The sequence below is a fragment of the Spirosoma daeguense genome, from assembly GCF_054776875.1.
This window is the reverse complement of sequence record NZ_BAAHBF010000009.1, coordinates 310,745-329,405: the sequence shown is the minus strand read 5'-3', so window position 1 is coordinate 329,405 and position 18,661 is coordinate 310,745. Positions and strand designations below refer to the sequence as shown.

Annotated in this window: 13 protein-coding genes; 7 read left to right on the top strand and 6 right to left on the bottom strand. The window is 47.1% G+C overall.

Annotated features, from left to right (window positions below; translation table 11 throughout):
* Positions 1-9 precede the first annotated feature (9 nt).
* From ACYVD4_RS27315 to ACYVD4_RS27305, 3 genes are read left to right on the top strand one after another with little or no spacing between them, the layout of a single operon-like run.
* The gene (locus ACYVD4_RS27315) at positions 10-570 is read left to right on the top strand and encodes a sugar O-acetyltransferase (RefSeq protein ID WP_460951077.1); all 561 of its coding nucleotides are present in this window, start codon (positions 10-12) and stop codon (positions 568-570) included.
* Between the two features lie 28 nt (positions 571-598).
* The gene (locus tag ACYVD4_RS27310; protein WP_460951076.1) at positions 599-1,552 is read left to right on the top strand and encodes an ABC transporter ATP-binding protein; all 954 of its coding nucleotides are present in this window, start codon (positions 599-601) and stop codon (positions 1,550-1,552) included.
* A gap of 15 nt (positions 1,553-1,567) precedes the next feature.
* Positions 1,568-3,142, top strand: coding sequence for an ABC transporter permease/substrate-binding protein (locus ACYVD4_RS27305; RefSeq protein ID WP_460951075.1), 1,575 nt, complete (start codon positions 1,568-1,570; stop codon positions 3,140-3,142).
* 20 nt (positions 3,143-3,162) lie between these two features.
* Here the strand turns inward: ACYVD4_RS27305 and ACYVD4_RS27300 are convergent, their stop codons facing one another.
* The 3 genes from ACYVD4_RS27300 to ACYVD4_RS27290 form a co-directional block, all read right to left on the bottom strand.
* Entirely contained in the window at positions 3,163-3,621 is a 459-nt protein-coding gene (locus ACYVD4_RS27300; RefSeq protein ID WP_460951073.1) for a hypothetical protein, read from the bottom strand.
* A gap of 66 nt (positions 3,622-3,687) precedes the next feature.
* Entirely contained in the window at positions 3,688-4,893 is a 1,206-nt protein-coding gene (locus tag ACYVD4_RS27295) for a DUF1501 domain-containing protein (RefSeq protein ID WP_460951072.1), read from the bottom strand.
* A 93-nt stretch (positions 4,894-4,986) separates the two neighbouring features.
* Positions 4,987-6,435: a DUF1800 domain-containing protein gene (locus tag ACYVD4_RS27290; RefSeq protein WP_460951070.1), complete on the bottom strand. Its 1,449-nt coding sequence runs from the start codon at positions 6,433-6,435 to the stop codon at positions 4,987-4,989.
* Positions 6,436-6,949: 514 nt separating this feature from the next.
* Here ACYVD4_RS27290 and ACYVD4_RS27285 point away from each other — a divergent pair.
* Together ACYVD4_RS27285 and ACYVD4_RS27280 are read left to right on the top strand one after the other, a co-directional pair.
* The gene (locus ACYVD4_RS27285) at positions 6,950-7,252 is read left to right on the top strand and encodes a DUF1330 domain-containing protein (RefSeq protein ID WP_460951069.1); all 303 of its coding nucleotides are present in this window, start codon (positions 6,950-6,952) and stop codon (positions 7,250-7,252) included.
* A gap of 14 nt (positions 7,253-7,266) precedes the next feature.
* Positions 7,267-8,154, top strand: a complete 888-nt coding sequence (locus tag ACYVD4_RS27280) for a dienelactone hydrolase family protein (protein WP_460951067.1) — start codon at positions 7,267-7,269, stop codon at positions 8,152-8,154.
* Between the two features lie 134 nt (positions 8,155-8,288).
* On the opposite strand, the gene ACYVD4_RS27275 is transcribed toward ACYVD4_RS27280, so the two are convergent.
* Together ACYVD4_RS27275 and ACYVD4_RS27270 are read right to left on the bottom strand one after the other, a co-directional pair.
* The gene (locus ACYVD4_RS27275; RefSeq protein ID WP_460951066.1) at positions 8,289-8,648 is read right to left on the bottom strand and encodes a hypothetical protein; all 360 of its coding nucleotides are present in this window, start codon (positions 8,646-8,648) and stop codon (positions 8,289-8,291) included.
* Between the two features lie 497 nt (positions 8,649-9,145).
* Positions 9,146-9,694 (bottom strand): hypothetical protein, encoded by a 549-nt coding sequence (locus tag ACYVD4_RS27270; protein WP_460951064.1) that lies wholly within the window; start codon positions 9,692-9,694, stop codon positions 9,146-9,148.
* Between the two features lie 225 nt (positions 9,695-9,919).
* Here ACYVD4_RS27270 and ACYVD4_RS27265 point away from each other — a divergent pair, with 225 nt between their 5' ends.
* Both ACYVD4_RS27265 and ACYVD4_RS27260 read left to right on the top strand, forming a co-directional pair.
* Complete coding sequence (locus tag ACYVD4_RS27265) at positions 9,920-13,972, top strand: S8 family serine peptidase (RefSeq protein ID WP_460951062.1); 4,053 nt, start codon at positions 9,920-9,922, stop codon at positions 13,970-13,972.
* Positions 13,973-14,027: 55 nt separating this feature from the next.
* Positions 14,028-16,820: a S8 family serine peptidase gene (locus ACYVD4_RS27260; protein ID WP_460951060.1), complete on the top strand. Its 2,793-nt coding sequence runs from the start codon at positions 14,028-14,030 to the stop codon at positions 16,818-16,820.
* A 212-nt stretch (positions 16,821-17,032) separates the two neighbouring features.
* On the opposite strand, the gene ACYVD4_RS27255 is transcribed toward ACYVD4_RS27260, so the two are convergent.
* Positions 17,033-18,637: a S8 family peptidase gene (locus ACYVD4_RS27255; protein ID WP_460951058.1), complete on the bottom strand. Its 1,605-nt coding sequence runs from the start codon at positions 18,635-18,637 to the stop codon at positions 17,033-17,035.
* Between the last annotated feature and the right edge of the window lie 24 nt (positions 18,638-18,661).

Here is an 18,661-nt window from a genome sequence, read left to right as displayed (position 1 = left end):
CAGTTAATAATGAGCGAGCTGGAAAAAATGCTGGCAGGCGAATGGTATTGGTCCTATCACCCCGATCTGCTGGCCATGCGATCGAGAGCCAGAGAATTATTTACCCGATACAATCAGACGTTAAACGCCGAAAAGGAAACCAGAAACGAGATCTTAACGACACTTCTGGGGTCTTTTGGCAAAGATCTTGATATACAGCCGCCCTTTTATTGTGATTACGGGACTTATATATACCTTGCCGATAATGTATTCATTAACTTTAATTGCACAATATTAGATTATGCTCCAGTAAGAATTGGTAACAACGCTCTTATTGGACCAAATGTCAGTTTATACGCAGCCAGTCATCCCTTATCGGCCAGTCATCGGATTAGTAAAGGGTCTGACATTGCCAAACCGATTACAATTGGGGATAACGTCTGGCTGGCCGGAAACGTAGTGGTTTGTCCGGGCGTGACTATTGGTGATAACACGACAATTGGCGCAGGTAGTATAGTAACAAGAGACATACCGTCGAATGTATTTGCGGCTGGCAATCCCTGTCGGGTAATTCGGTCCGTTGCTGACTAAAGCATATTCTTTTTTATAAGCAGTTCGTATGATCACCGTTCGTAATCTGACCAAACAATACGCTGATCATAAGGCTGTTGATAACGTATCATTCGACGTCCAGGCGGGAGAAACCCTAATCTTGCTCGGCACCAGTGGATCAGGAAAAACCACTACGTTGAAAATGATAAATCGGCTGATTGAGCCGACGAGCGGAACGATTACAATCAACGGGATTGATGCCAGCCAACGGAGTCTACACGAATTACGTCGGGAGATTGGATACGTTATTCAGGAAACGGGTTTGTTTCCACACTACACAATTGCCGAGAACATTGGCCTGATTCCCCGGTTACTCAAATGGGATGAGCCACGGATACGGGCGCGTGTTCGTGAATTGATTGAGCGGCTACGGTTGCCCGAATCCTGCCTGAATGCGTATCCGGGTCAGTTGAGTGGCGGGCAACGCCAGCGCGTTGGTCTGGCTCGTGCGTTGGCAGCTCAACCGACTATTCTGCTGATGGATGAACCGTTGGGCGCACTTGATCCGGTGACCCGGAGTCATATTCGTCGGGAGTTCAGGCAGTTGGATGAGCTACGGCAGAAAACAATTGTGATGGTAACTCACGATGTTCAGGAAGCGTTCGAACTGGGTGACCGAGTGGGGTTAATGGACGGGGGGCAAATGCAGCAAATAGGTACACCACAAGAACTGCTACTTAGACCCGCCAATGAATTTGTGCGTCAATTTTTCGCCGATCAGTGGCTTCCCCTTCAGTTGCATACCTTTTCTCTTCACGATTTATCGCCTTATCTGCCATCCGAACCAACGTATCATTCAGACACACTACTCCTGCCGGCTCCAACCCGACTGGCCGAAGCATTAGGTCATCTGTCGGGGTCAAAATCCATTGCGTTTGAGGCAAATCAACAGCGCGTAACAGTCCATTTAACAACAATCTGGCCCGCACTTAGCCAACTTCTCAAGCATCAATCTACCTAGCTCACCGCTACTCGTATGCAGGAATTCATTGCGTTCATCATCGATCAGCGGTATAAGCTACTCGAACAGACGATGACCCATGTTGGGCTAACGTTTCTGTCGTTGTGCATTGCCATGGCGATTGGGTTACCGTTGGGTATTCTGATTAGCTTCCGGCCCCGGCTTGTTTCTACTACGTTAGGTGCTGTGGGCGTATTGCAAACAATTCCGAGCCTTGCGCTGCTGGGGTTTATGATTCCGCTGTTTGGTATTGGCCCCGGCCCGGCTATTGTTGCATTATTTCTGTATGCCCTGCTTCCTATCGTGCAAAATACGTACGTTGGTATTCGGGAAGTTAGTCCGACGTTGAAAGAAGCGGCTCGTGGTATGGGGTTAACGCCCTGGCAGTTACTGTTTCAACTTGAACTGCCGCTGGCATTGCCGGTTATTTTTGCCGGTATTCGTACCGCCACCGTAATCAACGTTGGTGTAGCAACGCTGGCGGCTTATCTGGCCGCTGGTGGATTGGGCGAATTTATCTTCAGCGGCATTGCTCTGAACGATACCAACATGATTCTGGCCGGAACGATCCCATCGGCCTTGCTGGCGATTTTGTTTGATGCTGTTCTGGGGCGGTTACAGCACCTGCGCAAACTGGCTCGGTATCGGACTATGGCTTTGTTTCTGTTTCTGGCTCCTTTTTTATCCGCATTTTATTGGTTGCCCAAAAACAGTCAGACAACATTACAGGCTGGCTTTGCCCATGAATTTTATGGCCGTTCCGATGGGTATCCGGCACTAGTGGCGGCTTATAATCTGCACATACCATCCCGCCTTATCGACCCAAATCTTATGTACGAGTCGATTCATCGTGGCCTGTTCGATCTTATCAGCGGCTACTCGACCGACGGACGTATCAAGACATTTCAGTTACGAACGCTAGTCGATGACAAACACGCTTTCCCACCTTATGAAGCATCGTTTCTGGCTCGGCAGGCTACCTTAACGAAATACCCGGATCTTCAGCCAACGCTTGAGTTGCTGTCAGGAACCCTCACCGATTCATCTATGACTGAATTGAATTATCGGGTCGATTGCCTGCACGAGTCGCCCAAAGCGGTGGCCCGGCAGTTTCTGGAACGTAGCGGATTGCTTAAAAAACCAGGTGTTACCCATCGTTCGGGAAAGATTGAGGTTGGCGCTATGATTTTTACGGAACAGTATATTCTGGTGGAGATCGTAAAACAGTTTGTTGAAAATCGCTTGCCGCTGGAAGTCGTAACCCGAACCGGTTTAAGTGGTACCAAACTGTGTTTTGATGCGTTGGAGGCCGGTTCTCTCGATCTTTATCCGGAATATACGGGTGCGGGCTTACTGGTTCTGCTCAAACCGTCTGTTGCAACAATTGATTCGCTGAAAACCGACCCAAAAGCTCTGTATCAATACGTCGATAGCGAATTTAGTCAAAAGTATGGGCTACGTTGGCTCAAGCCGCTGGGTTTTAACAATACCTATGCCCTGATGATGCGCGAGTCGCAGGCCAATTCATTAGGTATCCGAACAACGTCAGATCTGAAACGCTATCTCGAACGCCCAAAAGGCACTTTCTAGTCGTTCAAATTCGTCGGTTTTCATAATTCATCGGGCCGATAATTTTTAAAATAGTATGCTTCTAGTTCAAAAAACCAGTTGATACTCTGATTTTTAACCTGAATATTCGTCTGTTTATCATTACTCACCCAAATGCCCGCGTGTACAAAAAGCGCAAATAGTTGACTGGCAAGCTGGGCTTCAGTAGTACCCCATTTTAATGTTTCGTGCAGAAATTTACCTAATCCTTCCCTCTCCGTTTTATCGCCCAGTTTTGAAACACTATTGGCCATATCCGTCCAGCCAGTTTTGTGGACGTATTCCTGAATAGCCTTCAGGGCTTCAAATGAGATTGTTGTTTCTTCAAGATTATCTCCTTTAAACTCCCGGCAAATAGTCAGGGAATGAGCTGCATCGAGCTTCCACCAAAATTTCTTGCCCTTCCCACCCAACGTAACATCATGACACCAATGCATAAATTGCTCCTTATTGGGGCTCATCGTTTGCTTTAATTTTATCGTGAATATTATACACGACAAAAGACAACTCGTTATTTACCTTTACTCTTACACAAGCTTCAATCCGTCAAATTTTCGACCGAGAATCGCTACGTCGTCAACGCCGAGATAGTCCCGCAGAAGCGTTGCGTAGATTTGCCGAAAATCGATAGAATACACTAAATCACCTTCAGCGAGTTTCGTCAAGTTAGGTGCCTCGTTCAGCACCCGTTTCGAGGGAAGCCCCCCTCCTATCAGAAACACGTTATTGGCCGTACCGTGATCAGTTCCGTTACTGGCATTCTGTTTCACCCGCCGACCAAATTCCGAAAACGTCATCAGCAATACGTCGTTCTGCCGTCCTGCAATTTTCAGATCACGCATGAAGGCACCAACCGCGTCGGCATACTGTCCTAACAAACGCTCCTGCTGCCCCGGCTGATTGATGTGCGTATCGAATCCACTAATCGATACGTAGTAAACGCTTGTACTTACGCCCGACTGAATCAGTTGCGATACCGTTTTCAGTCGATTCCCCAACTCGCTGGCCGGATACGTTGCCGACATAGCGGCCACTTTTGTTTTATCGAAGACGTATTCCGCCGACGACACGGTTTCGGCCAGTGTTTTGTAGAGGTACGACACTGACGAGTGCTCGTTAGCAGGATGCTCTTTACTCAGGTTGGTCACCAATCCGTTACGTGTCTGGTTGTACAGTTTCTTAGGATCAAGCAAAGCCAGGCCATTCAACGTATCGCCTTTCATCGCCAAACTCAACGTATCATCAACCTCGATGGTGCGGAATGGCTGCTGTGGCTTACCAGCGCAAGCAACATCCAGATAACGCCCAACCCAGCCCGAATTCAGGTATTTATCGGAATCACTTGCCGTTTGCCAGATGTCCATCGAGCGAAAGTGTGAACGGTCGGGATTTGGATAGCCTACATTATTAATCACGGTCAGCAGTCCTTCATCATACAAACTTTTCAGCGGTTGCATGGCCGGATGCAATCCAATTTCGTCATTAATTTTCAGGACTTTTTCAGGACGTATCGCAATAGTAGGGCGCTCGCGGTAGTAAATATCATTCCGGTAAGGCACTACAGTATTCAGTCCATCGTTTCCGCCCGATAGTTGTACAATCACAACAATTTTTCCGTTCGATATGACCGTCTGGCCCATCATCTGCGCTTCGTAAGCTTTCAGAAAATGCGGAATCAGCATCGTTCCGGCCGTGGTAAAAGCCGATTGTTTCAGGAAGTTTCTACGGTTCATAAGTTGAATGATTGAATGATAGAATGCTTCAATGATTAAGTAGGCTTCTGCCAGCTTTTTTATTCAATCATTGAAGCATTCTATCATTCAAAATTAAGTGAGTTGATACTCAGGCAGGCTCATGAGCGCGCTCGTGAGGGAATGAATGCGTTCGGAACGAGTCTGGCCCGATTTGGTTTGCTTTTCAATTACGCTACGTTGTTCGGGACGTAGCGGAAACGGGAGTAATGTAAGCGCGATGGCATCGGTTAATTCAGCATCGCTGGTTTTGGCGAACGAAGCTTCGAAATCTGTCCAGTCAACTTTTGTCTGAAACCGCGATCCTCCTTTTCGGGCCAGTGACTGCGTATTTACGTCGCCATCTTCTTTCGGACGTACCGCCACTTCGGTTGCTTTTAATACGTAGTTTGGCAATTGCATCCGAAAGAGCAGACTCGACGAATCAATCCAGCTTTTTCCGCCCGGCCAGCCCGCTACGTTCGGCGGATAAAAAAGCAACTGGCCCAATGTCCGTTGCACAAAAATCTGCGGTTGTGGCTGGTCGAACTGAACACCGAGCGTATGCCGCATCCCCGCCAGCAACTCAACCGGCGATTTTATATGCGCGCCAATATTTTGGGGATCGTAGAACCAGTCTGACGAGAAAATAGTCTCCATCAGTTGGGCAATGTCATAGTTGCTTTTGTAAAACTGATCGGCCAGTGCGTCAATCTGTTTTTTGTCTTCGGTTTCGTTGACGAAGTAGCGATATATCTTAGCCGTTATAAACCGGGCCGTTTCTTTCTTCTCCAGCAACATGGCCACTACGTCCTCGCCCTTAAAAGCACCTGTTTTGCCAAAAATAGTCTTCTCGCCTTCGTCATGAACCCGCTCCCGAAACGTAAATGCGCCTTCGGGCGTAAACTGCCAGCCTGTGAAGGCCCGAGCCGCTTCCTTAATATCACGCTCCGAATAATTGCCCCGTCCCAGCGTGAAGAGTTCCATTACTTCACGGGCAAAATTCTCGTTGGGTGCGTTTTTTCGATTCTGCTGATTATTCAGAAACTGGAGCATGGCGGGCGTTTTTGAAACAGCCATCAGCAAATCACCGAAACTCCCCAACGCATGCCGACGTAACGTATTGGCGTATTGCTGCATAAAAAGCGGATTTCGTCCCTGTGCGCGACAGGCAAAATGTCCATGCCAGAACAAGGCCATTTTTTCACGTACTGCCGCTTTTCCCGATGCCATCTGATCGAGCCAGAGCAGATTAAGGTCGCGCACTTTTTCGGCGTTCTCCCGAATCCGTTCTTTTAGCATCTCTTTATCGAGCTGGCCGTCTTTCAGCAACCCTTTCAGTTGGCGTTTCGTTACGTTCTGATCAGCTTCAACAACTTGCAAATCGGTTATTGATTCGCTGTCTTTCAGGAGTTTCCGAATAGTTTTACGTAGCGATTGCCGGGCGGCTTCTGCCAATTCGGTGGGTGTGGCACCAAAACCAGCCCGGCTGTAGAGATAGCGCAGGCGGGAAATCTCCCGTGCTTCTTTGGTGAGTATGTCCATCGGCAATAGAAGAGTTGAGTAAATAAGACCCTCGGTTTGCCTAAAGGTTTAATAAAGAACGGATTAAATTACGCTAAATCGATATTCTACTAACAGGTAGATAAACAAGGGAGGAGTGCTCTTTTGCAATCAGGCAACGGGGATGTGGAAAAGCAATCAGACCACACCGAATCGATATGGCCTGAAACACTTGTCCTACCGAATTATCCAGAATGGATCGTTCGATACTAGGCTAACCCATGTTCATTCATTTCTTCACAGGCCTGTGAGGTAACGGGGCTAAAACAATTTTAGAGATAGAAAATCAGATGAAGTCGCATTTGACAATTCAAACGATATAGCTTGTGATAAACCAAAACCGATAGATTAAATCAATTTAATCCATCGGTAGTTATCAGCATATAGCGCTTTGTATGCCTAGGTGAATTTATTTTTTCAAGTAGCAGATTTACAAATCCAACTTTATAACCTTATATACAAATAGTTATGCCTTAAATTGTATCCGAAGAAAGAAATGATTTACCTCACCCAGCTCATTTATATTAAAGAAGGCAAGGAGTCTGTTTTTCATCAGTTCGAAGACGTTGCCATTCCAGCCATCGCCAGATACAACGGGCAGCTTTTACTACGTATCCGCCCAACGGATGATACGTTCATTGAACATTCGATTGATAAGCCTTACGAAATTCATCTTGTAGCGTTTGATACGGAGCAGGACTTTAAAAATTTTATGCACGACGACGAGCGTAAGAAGTTTCTGCATCTGAAAGAAGAATCGATTAAAGCATCCATCCTGATTCAGGGAATAAAATTATAACGCAGACTAAAACTATGGACCCAATCAAAAAAGAGACAATAAAGCAGGAAGTATTCGACCTGTACGACGATTACGCCCACAACCGAATCGACCGGCGAACGTTTGCCCAAAAGCTATCGGCCTATGCCGTTGGCGGTCTTACCGTAACTTCGCTCATGAGTTTTCTGATGCCCGATTACAAGGGCAATGTTCAGGTTCGGGACGATGATCCGCGTTTAAAAACCGAATTCGTAAACTATCCATCCCCCAAAGGTGGAGGTACAATTAAAGCGCAGTTGTCGAAACCTGCCGATGCCAAAAAGAAACTTGGTGGAATCATTGTAGTTCACGAAAACCGGGGCTTGAATCCGCACATTGCCGACGTTGGCCGACGAGCTGCACTGGCCGGATTTATTACCGTTTCGCCGGATGCGCTGAGTCCGTTAGGCGGTTATCCGGGAACAGACGATGAAGGCCGGGCAATGCAAAGCAAGCGCGATCGGAATGAAATGCTGGAAGATTTTATCGCGGCCTACGATTACCTGAAAAATCATAAAGACTGCAATGGCAAGGTTGGCGTAGTTGGTTTCTGCTTTGGTGGCTGGATTTCGAACATGATGGCGGTACGTATTCCTGAGTTATCGGCCGCCGTGCCGTTTTATGGCGGCCAGCCTACGGCCGAAGACGTACCAAAAATAAAAGCTCCGCTACTGCTGCACTTCGGCGAACTCGACAAAGGTGTAAATGCAGGTTGGCCTGCCTATGAAGAAGCGTTAAAGCAGAACAAAAAAGAATACACGGCCTACATTTATCCGAATGCTAATCACGGTTTTCACAACGACACAACGCCCCGCTACGATAAAGCCGCTGCCGAACTCGCCTGGCAACGTACCGTTGATTTTTTCAACAAGAAATTAACGTAGCAAATCGCGAACTAGAACTCTGTAAATCAAAAACCTCCTTTCCGACGTTGGCCTGCTGCTCAACGTTAGAAAGGAGGTTTTTTCTGAATCATCCCAGAACATTTCGTCTGGGTCAACTCATTATACTACGTAGCTTATTGAGGTTTAAACCGGAGCCGAACGGTATGCACCTGTTGGACATATTCGCTCAGATCGTTCTGGTACGACTTCAGTTTAACACCGTTCAACTGATGAATCAATTCACTATTAAGCTGATCATTATGACTGAAAACTTCAACCTGACAAAGTTTATTATCTGAATTTATCCGGAACTGAACCACCACAACACCAGTCTGCTGAATAGGCTTCAGTGCGCTTGGAAATGAAATATAGTTTGCCAACTCCTGTTCCAGAGTTGCCTTGGCAGCATTCGGTTTATGCGGTTTTTTGGGTGCAGCGTAGGCTTGCGTTGCCAGGAAGCCTACCAGCATGATAAGAGCGAAATTCTTTTTCATGACTTCAAATGGATTAAATTGTAGAACAGAATGCGCTCGACTTTACCTAGTTGAAAGCTAGCACCTGATAATATTACGCAAATATTACGACAATGTTAATTTTATGTTATTAAAAGTAATACCTATTGCTCCCACAAAATCATCAATCTTTTTATAGAAATAATAATATATTTTGCGTTTTATTAATTTAACTAGATAAACCACTTGTTTATAAGTACGAATACACTTCTATACAAAATATTATTTCACTCCTCCAATGTTACCTAAATATTAACAAATGGAAGCGTTTTTATTTTGAGGTGCTATAAAGGGTGGGCCACATGCGATATCAGCCTAATCTGAAGGCTTTTACTACAGTAGTACTCTAATGATAAACTCACCGACCTGCACAGGTTACCAATAGATTTGTAGCTCAGAACCTATGTTAACTAAACATCCATCCAACGTAGCTAAATACCATGTCGGATGGATGTTTAAGTAAAGACTAAAATCTAGTCTCATTCATAATACGGCATCTTGGCCACTACCTGACGCTTTTTCAATTTGCCTTTAACAAAAGTCAATTCTTCTATAGAGCCATCGTAAAGAACATTACAAGGGGAGATGATTTCTTTAGGCCCAGGTTGCTTTAGTAGTTCATGATACGTAACGTCATCACAAAGGCGGGCACCAATAAACGCTCTGACCGTTTCAAACCACTTTTGCTTATCCTCAATCTTAATCTCAGAGCCATCGTAAATTAAAAAAGGCTGCCCACGAACGATAGAAAAACTTGCTGGTAGGTGTTTTTGGGCTTCTGTCAAGAATGTATATGCCGTCAAATAAACTATTACACCTTTTTTTTGAGGCCGAAATAGAATTGCGGACGTGTTAGGAAAGATCAATCCTCGAACTTCCCATAAATGCTCCTGCAAAATTGGCTTAAAATCCTCATTTTCTAGGAGCTTATCCAACTGACTCTGAGCTTTAAGTGGTAGAATAGCTAACCAAGAAGCTATAATGTAGAGCAAAATCAGACAATAGCTTTTTATAAATAAATTTCCCATATTGGATTACATATATAATCATCAAAAATACAATATTAGTATACATACACAATAGAAGGTTAGTTTTTGTGGCTTGCTAACAATTTTTTGTCACACTACTTTGCATATCTACACTGCCCCTCATTAAAACTCCATTACGTTAACTAACATCACGCAACGGGATCACTCTTTTTCTCGTACTGATACGTACCTTCGTTACGTGATTTTGTAGCCCAGCTTTAGTTTATGGTTCAACGTTTATGGAAGTTTCTCAAAGGCGGCTGGGGAACTGTTTTTGTTCTGATCGCTACGTTATCGCAAACGTTGTCCCAACCTTTGCCACAGTATAGTGTTCGTCAGCAAACCTTGCAGAAAGTACTGCAAAAATCCATTGAGCAGACACAAGCCGAAAATTACCGACAGGCATTGGCCGAAGCGCAACGACTGAAACGGCCTGTTCTGCAACAGTCCCCTTCGGGGCGCGTGGTTGTGCTACGTGGTATTTCAGAACGGGGCGAATTACTCTATGATGCTACAGACAACACAACCCGAGCGGCTCAAACGACCCGAACTTCTTCGCTCTATGCAGGCGGTAGTCTAGGTGTGTCCTTATCGGGTAGTACGTTGACCGATAAATTGGGTATGTGGGACGGCGGTAAGGTACGTAACACGCATATTGAGTTCAGGAATAGCAACTCAGGGAGCCGTGTTTCGCAGATTGATGGAGCCACTACGTTATCCAGCCACTCCACACACGTAGCGGGAATCATGATAGCGGCAGGTATAAACGCAGCCGTGAAAGGTATGGCTTTTGGTGCCAACCTCCGTGCTTATGACTTTTCAAGTGATGTAAGCGAAATGAGTTCGGCGGGACCTAATCTGCTTGTTTCCAACCACTCATATGGCTCAAATGCGGGCTGGGTTTACAACGACTCTCGCACAACGGCCACGAAATGGGAATGGTGGGGCGATACAACTCTTAGCCAAACGGAAGATTACAAGTTCGGCATTTACAATAGAGCCGCTGTTTCGTGGGATCAGATTGCAGTAACATCACCTTATTATTTAATTGTCAAATCATCAGGAAACAGTCGCGGTTCAAATGGTCCGGGTGCGGGACAACCCTATTTTTTCAGTACCAGCAACGTAACAAGCACTGTTACTCGTGCTAATCAGGATGGGTACGACCTTATATCGACTTATGGTACCGCCAAAAATATTCTGACGGTAGGCGCAATTAGCAATCTGAACTTTGGCTATAATCAACCTGCCGACGTAGCAATAAGCGATTTCAGCAGTTGGGGGCCAACGGATGATGGACGTATCAAACCCGATATAGTTGGAGTTGGTGTCAACGTATTATCGTCCTCATCAGAAAGCGATAGTGCGTATGCTACGTTAAGCGGTACGTCGATGTCGTCGCCCAACGTAGCAGGTTCTATATTACTGTTGCAGGAGCTTTTTTCGCAACGTAATAACGGCCGATTCCTGCGTTCTTCTACGTTAAAAGGATTGGCTATTCATACGGCCGACGAAGCAGGTAATAATCCCGGTCCCGATTACCGCTATGGGTGGGGATTGCTCAACATCGAACGCGCTGGCCGTGTTCTCCTGAACACCGACCAGAATTATCTGATCGATGAACGTTCACTCAATCAGGGCGAAACGTACTCCCTAACCGTAGTAGCTTCAGGGCGCGGACCGCTCGTATCGACAATTAGCTGGACGGACCCTGTTGGTACCGCAGCTACGGCCTTGAACGACCGTACTCCCCGGCTGGTGAATGACCTCGACATACGTATTAGCGATGGCAGAACCATTACGTCTCCCTGGATGCTTGACCCAAATAATCCGGCGGCAGCGGCTACGCGGGGCGATAATATTCGGGATAACGTAGAGCAAGTGTTGATTTCAGACCCAACACCCGGAAAGAGTTATACAATTACGGTTACGCAGAAAAATACACTCAATGGCGGCAAGCAAGATTATGCTTTGCTTGTCAGTGGTATTGGCGGAAGTGCGTATTGTGCGTCAGCCGCTACGTCGACTGCCGACACGAAAATCAATCGGGTACAATTTGGGAGTATCAATCAGGCGGGTGCCGACGGTTGCACGTCTTACACGGATTTTTCACAGGTGAAGACGAACGTTCAGGCCAGTCAGCAAATCCCGCTGGTTGTATCGCTGGGTACGTGTGGAGCGCAAAAAAATGTAATCGTAAAAGCTTTTGCCGACTGGAATCAGAACGGGACGTTCGATGATGCAGGCGAAACGCTGGCTACGTCTGGCGTGCTGGCAAATACGGCTCAATTTTCAACTACCGTAACGGTTCCTGCCAGTGTACAGCAAGGGCAATTCATCCGGTTCCGCATTGTTGCCACCGAAACCGATAATGCTACGTCTGTACTAGCTTGCGGTAATTATGGCAACGGAGAAACGCAGGATTTCGTGTTGAACGTAGTACAAACGACAAACGATGTTGGCACCACAGCCCTCGTAACACCGGACGCTAATTTCTGCGGGCAAACCAATACCGACTTACCGGTCAGCATCCGAATCCGTAACTACGGCAGTGTTGACCAAACAAACGTACCGGTCAGCGTTCAGATTACCAATCCCGACAACACAACCCTGACAACCTTAATCGGCACTGTGCCTAAAGTACTGGCTTTCCGCGAAAGTCTATTTACACTTTCCCTGCCAGCAGGTGTTAGTTTGTTGGCCGGACAAACGTATCAATTCGCTATTTCTACGGGCTTATCCAGCGACCAGAATCCGGCCAACAATCGGCTGGTTATTAGTCGAACTACCGCCCCAGCACCCGCTCCAGGCTTGTTTACAGCGGCACGCTGCGGAACCGATACGGTTATTTCGCTACGTAACACTGGGGCTGGAACGGCTTTCTGGTATGATGCTTCTACAGGCGAAAATCTGCTTGCGGCTGGAAACCAGCTTACTATAAAAACATTACCCGCCAGCGGTCAGTTTTACGCTACGTTGAACGACTTTTCGGGTACGCTCGGACCGGTCGATAAAAAAGCATTCGGTGGCGGTACGTATAGCGGTAATTTTGGTCCGGCTCCGCTTATTTCAACAACCGTACCGATGGTGCTTGAAAGTGCCCGGCTTTATATTGGCAATGCTGGTCAGCTAACCTTTACGGTACGTCGGTTCGATAATACCGCGATTTCGAGTGTAACGCTGGACGTAACACCAACCCGAAACCAGAGCCTCACGGCTACAACGAACGGTCAGTTAGTCGATGATCCTGATGATCAAGGGGCTGTGTATCCGCTGAATCTGAGAATTCCGCAAGCGGGCGACTATAAAATTACGATTGAGTATTCGGGTGGAGCGTCTATTTTTCGGAGTAACGTGGGTGTTAACGGATTCCCTTATCAGATAAAAACACAGAATGGCCAAGCCATTGTTTCGAGTAAAGGGGCGCTGTTTGCCAATGGGGCCAGCAACGATACGTTGAAAACATCCTGGTATTATTTCTATAATCTGCGGGCGCGCTCACTCGATTGTCCCAGCCCCGGACGTACCGCCGTATCGCCCACTAATGCTACAGCCAGTACGGCCAGCATTACGCCCAGTGGATCGGCAAGTTTTTGTCAGGGAGCCAACGTAACGCTTCAGGCCAACACAGGATCGGGATTAACGTATCAATGGTATCGTGCAGGACAGGCCATAACCGGAGCCACCAGCAGCAGTTTACAGGCCACTACGTCGGGAAGTTACGCCGTAGACGTAGCGAATGTCTGTCCGGCAGTTCGGTCATCGGCAGTGACGATTACAGCCCGTAGCGCGCAAATGCCAGTTGTTACGGTTACGGGTGGCACGCTCACGTCGAACGCTGTTTCGTCGATACAATGGCTCATTAATGGTGTGCCGATTCCGGGGGCTACAACCGCTACGTATAACGCCGGGCAAACGGGTCGGTATTCGGTAAAAGGAAATGTGAACGGCTGTGGCGAACTCGTTTCCGATGAAGTTTTAGTAACAATTTTAGCAACAGAACCCATACTTGATAGCAGTGAGTTGAGTGTATATCCTAACCCAGCCACAAAACAGATTACCGTATCGCTAACAACTACGTCGACCTTATTGCAGGCACCAACGATACGTCTAACAACGGTGCTTGGTCAATCGGTGAAACAGGCGGTTATGCAACGAGACGGTAAAACTTATCAGACGGTCTTAGATATTTCGGACCTTCCGGGCGGTACGTTTTTTGTGGTAGTTGACGATGAGCGGACAGATTCTGTCCGGGTGAAACGGATTCAAAAACACTAATCGAACTATTATTCTGCTAAGCCGCTACAGGTCGAGAAAATGTGTAAGAAACACGATGTCAAGTGGTAAAGGAGTCATTTTTCTCCTTACCCTAGTTTTTTTATTGCCTTTTCTGCCGGGTTTTCTCTCCACTGCAACAGCGCAAATTCAGAGCGATAACTGGCAAAAAGAACTGACGCTGCGATATGGTCAACTCCAGAAACAAACCCTTCGACTGGCGCAACGTAACAATTGGTTTCTCCACAAAAACTATTCCAAACAACGCATTCTTCAGCTTCAGGAAATAGATCCGCTTGGGCATCCTATTTATTTTACATCGCACAATGCAGAAGCCGCACGGGGCACACATACGCTAGCTGTACATGGTAATGGCTCCCTCCCGATTGTATTATCGGGCAATTCATCAGTCATGGCCGGTCGATTGGGACTTTGGGATGGCGGACGGGTGCTGGATACACATCAGGAATTTAAACCAACAGGTAGTTCAAACCGAATTACTCATAAAAATAACGCTACGGTTCTTAGCGATCATGCTACGCATCTGGCCGGTACGTTGGTTGCGCAGGGAATTAATGCCGATGCCAAAGGAATGGCTTACGGAGCCACTTTATCGGTTTGGGACTATACTGACGATATTCTGGAAATCAGTTCAGCGGCACCGAATCTGCTGATTTCCAATCATGCCTATGGCCCCGTGGTTGGTTGGGTATATAATGAATCACGACCGGGCAACGATCCAAATCTGAAATGGGAATGGTGGGGTAACACAACCATGAGTTCGACGGAAGATTACCTGTTCGGATTTTACACCACCCGTACGCAAGACCTCGACCGAATTGCCTACAATAATCCATTTCATCTGATGGTACGTTCGGCCGATAACAAACGGGGCGAAACTGGTCCACCAGCCGGAACATCGTATTATTTGCGCAATACCGACACGCAAAGCAAAGCTACCCGTAGCCGAAACGATACGTATGATGTAATTCCGGCCGAAGCTACAGGTAAAAATGTGCTCACCATTGGCGCGGCCAATATTAGTTACACAACTAAGAACCAACTCAATCTGGAAGGAACAACCAATTTTAGCGGTTGGGGACCAACGGATGATGGACGTATCAAACCTGATTTATTAGGCATCGGCTCTAACGTATTATCGACATTAAGCAATGGCACTACGACTTATGGAACCCTTTCAGGAACCTCTATGGCTTCGGCCAACGTAGCAGGTTCATTGTTTTTATTGCAGGAATTATATGCCAGCCAACGTGCCCCCGGATTACCCACAAGCGGACAGTTTATGCTAGCTGCTACGTTGAAAGGTTTAGCCATCCATACAGCTTATCGAACAAATCCGGCCGCCGGTCCCGATTACCGTCAGGGTTGGGGCTTGCTCGACACCGAAGCCGCTGCCCGTCTGTTGCTTAATGAAGATTTGGCCCATACAATTATGGAACAGTCACTTACGCCGGGCGCACAGTTTACCCGTTCGATTGTGGCGCAAGGCTATGAGCCGCTGATTGTTACCCTTAGCTGGACAGACCCCGAAGGTAATGCTACGTCTGTAGCGCCCAGTCTGCTCAACAGCCGAACTCCAAAACTCGTTAACGACCTCGATATGCGGCTATCTGACGGTACGTATGTCGATATGCCTTTCGTGCTCGACCCCGAAAAACCCGATATGGTCGCCAGTCGCGGAAATAATAATCGGGATAATGTTGAACAGGTATACATTGCCAATCCCATTCCCGGAAAAACCTATACAATTACAATTTCCCATAAAGGAAAACTAACGTATGCGAGTCAGCCCTTTTCGTTGATTGTTAGTGGTTTAAAGCGGAGTCGTTGTGATCTCACAGCTAGTATATCACCTAACCGGGATACAACCATCTGTGACGGTTCGTCTCTCCCTCTCCGCATCACCACTCCTTCGTCGGAATTTCGTTATCAGTGGATACGTAACGGTGCTACGTTAATTGATGGAAACGGCAGTGATTATCCGGTTTCACAAGCAGGCACCTATGCACTACGTATCACCGATGAAACGGGGTGTACTGCTACGTCGGCCCCTGTAACCGTCCAACTTCGGAAGCCGTCGGCAAGCCTTACGCCAACCGGAAATCAATGGCTTTGCCCTAACCGAAAACTTATTCAATTAGAGGCTAACCCAGCCGCAGGTGCACGAGTTGAGTGGTTACGTGATGGTAAACTGATAGCCAGCAATCAACCGAATAGTTTAACCGCTACTGAACCGGGACGTTATCAGATACGGGCCTGGGAAGATGGCTGTCAGACATTATCGGCAGAAACAGTTGTACAAACATCTTCGGTCAAACAACCCGAAGTACTACCGCAGGAAACGCAACTGCTACTTCCGCAGGGAGCTACCATTACGCTACGTGCTGCGCTCGACACTTCATATAGCTACCAATGGTACCGAGACAATCAGGTATTGAGCAATGCTCTTTCGAACCGGCTGGTGGTGGCACAGGCGGGTGTTTATAAAGTGCTGGTTACCCAACAAACCTGCGAAAGCTGGTCGACAGAACGTTTCGTTCAAACGTCTGTGCTTACGGCTACTATACCTGAACCTACGAGCACGTTCTCGCTTTATCCGAACCCTGCCGAACAAACCCTTTCGATTCGGTATGAAAATCCAGCCTCGAAACAGATAGAGTTCAGGATTTTCGATTTAAAAGGAACGTTACAACAACCCGTTTTCAGGGTTAGAGCCCAAAATGGTCAGCTAAACGAGTTGCTACACATACCAAACTTATCGCCCGGTGGTTATGTACTTCAACTCACTGATGGTTCCAGTACGTTTAGCCAGCGATTTATCAAAAAGTGATCTGATCATCCTATTAAGTCAAGCTAGCTTTAACAATGCCCCCCAACCCCTCCCCTAGTTTTTAGGGGAGGGGCTTGAGTTGTCACTTTTTGAAGTCCCTCCTCTTGTTTTTAGGGGAGGGATTTAGAGTGGGGTAATATCATAAAACAAACGTCCCGAAAGCAGTGAGCTTTCGGGACGTTTGTTTTTCGTTATATAGCTACTACTCTATACTACTTTCCTTTACCAGAGGCAGCCTCTTGCGTTAACGCCAGCTTAACCGCATCATACAGGTTAACAATACCGCCTGTTTTTGATAATGAAGCAAACTCAACGTTATCAGTAGATTCTGGCCGCTGAACTTTGGTCGTATAAGGCGTTGCTGATTGCAGAATGATCCGCTTAATATCGGCGTAAGTTAGTTTCGGGAAATACGATTTCAGAACCGCAGCTACACCCGCAACAACTGGCGACGCCATGCTGGTACCGCTGTTGTTTTCGTATTTGCTACCCGGAACGGTCGAATAAATATCTTTCCCTGGCGCAAACACGTCTACGTTTTTCTTGCCATAGTTTGAGAAACTAGCCACCAGATCACTTGTATTTGGTTCAGCGCTGGCACCAACGGTAATTACGTTCGCAATCTCCGAACCGTCCATAAACCGGGCTGCCGGATAACTGGCCGACGTATCGATATCTTTTCCATCATTACCAGCCGCGTGTACTAACAACACACCTTTCGACAGGGCGTATCGCTCGGCATCTTCAACCGCTTTGCGCTGGGGCGAGTAATCTTTACCGAAGCTCATGTTGACGATCTGAGCGCCATTGTCTACTGCGTACCGAATGGCATTAGCGATGTCTTTATCCCGCTCATCGCCATCGGGAACAGCCCGAACGCCCATAATCTGTACGGCGTCAGAAATTCCCATAATGCCGAGATTGTTAGTCCGGTCGCCACCGATGATTCCTGCTACGTGTGTACCGTGGTCAGGACGAGGGCCAGCAATATCGGGGTTACCGTAATCGCGTTGATTTACATTGTTTGGGTCGTCGCCAACAATAGCACGAGCATCAAATTCTGGATTATAATTGAATTCGGCCCGCGACTTTAGTTGACCGTTGGCTTTCTCCAGTTCGCTCATCACTACGTCGGCGCTGGCGGCTTTCTGATCACGTAGCAACCGAAGAATGCCCATAACAGGCCGTTTCAGACTGGCATCGGTCAACGTATCAGATGCTTTGCGTAGCGTAGCCGTATCGAGGGATGTTACGTTCAGCGTTTTTTTCAACATCGTAACAGCCGTCGAAAACTGCGTATAAAACTGGCTGATACCCTGATACTGCGCCTTGTACTGCTCCTGATTTTTCAGAACCTCCGCCTTTGTTTTTACGTAGAGGTCATACTCTTTCTGCTCGGCAGGCTTGAGCGATTTACGGTCTTTGCCTTCATATTTTGGCTTCAGTTGCACATAAAGCCGGGTTACTTCGGCCGATTCAACATCCACGTTACGTCCATCTTTACCGCCAATAAAATTCCATCCGTGAATATCATCGACATATCCGTTTTTATCGTCGTCAATACCATTTCCGGGAATCTCTTTTGGGTTTTTCCACAAAATTCGTTTAAGATCTTCGTGGGTTGTATCAATGCCGCCGTCGATAACCGCTACAACCACAGGCGTAGGCTTACGATCTTTAAGGAGTTCACGATAGGTACGTTCGACACTGATGCCTGCCGTATTATCGGTTTTATCGCGCAGATACCACTGCGTTTCCTGCGCCGAAGCTGCTACCGATAGCAACCCAACCGACGCACAGATAAGAAGTTTCTTCATGTATGACAAACAGAGAATAAACCG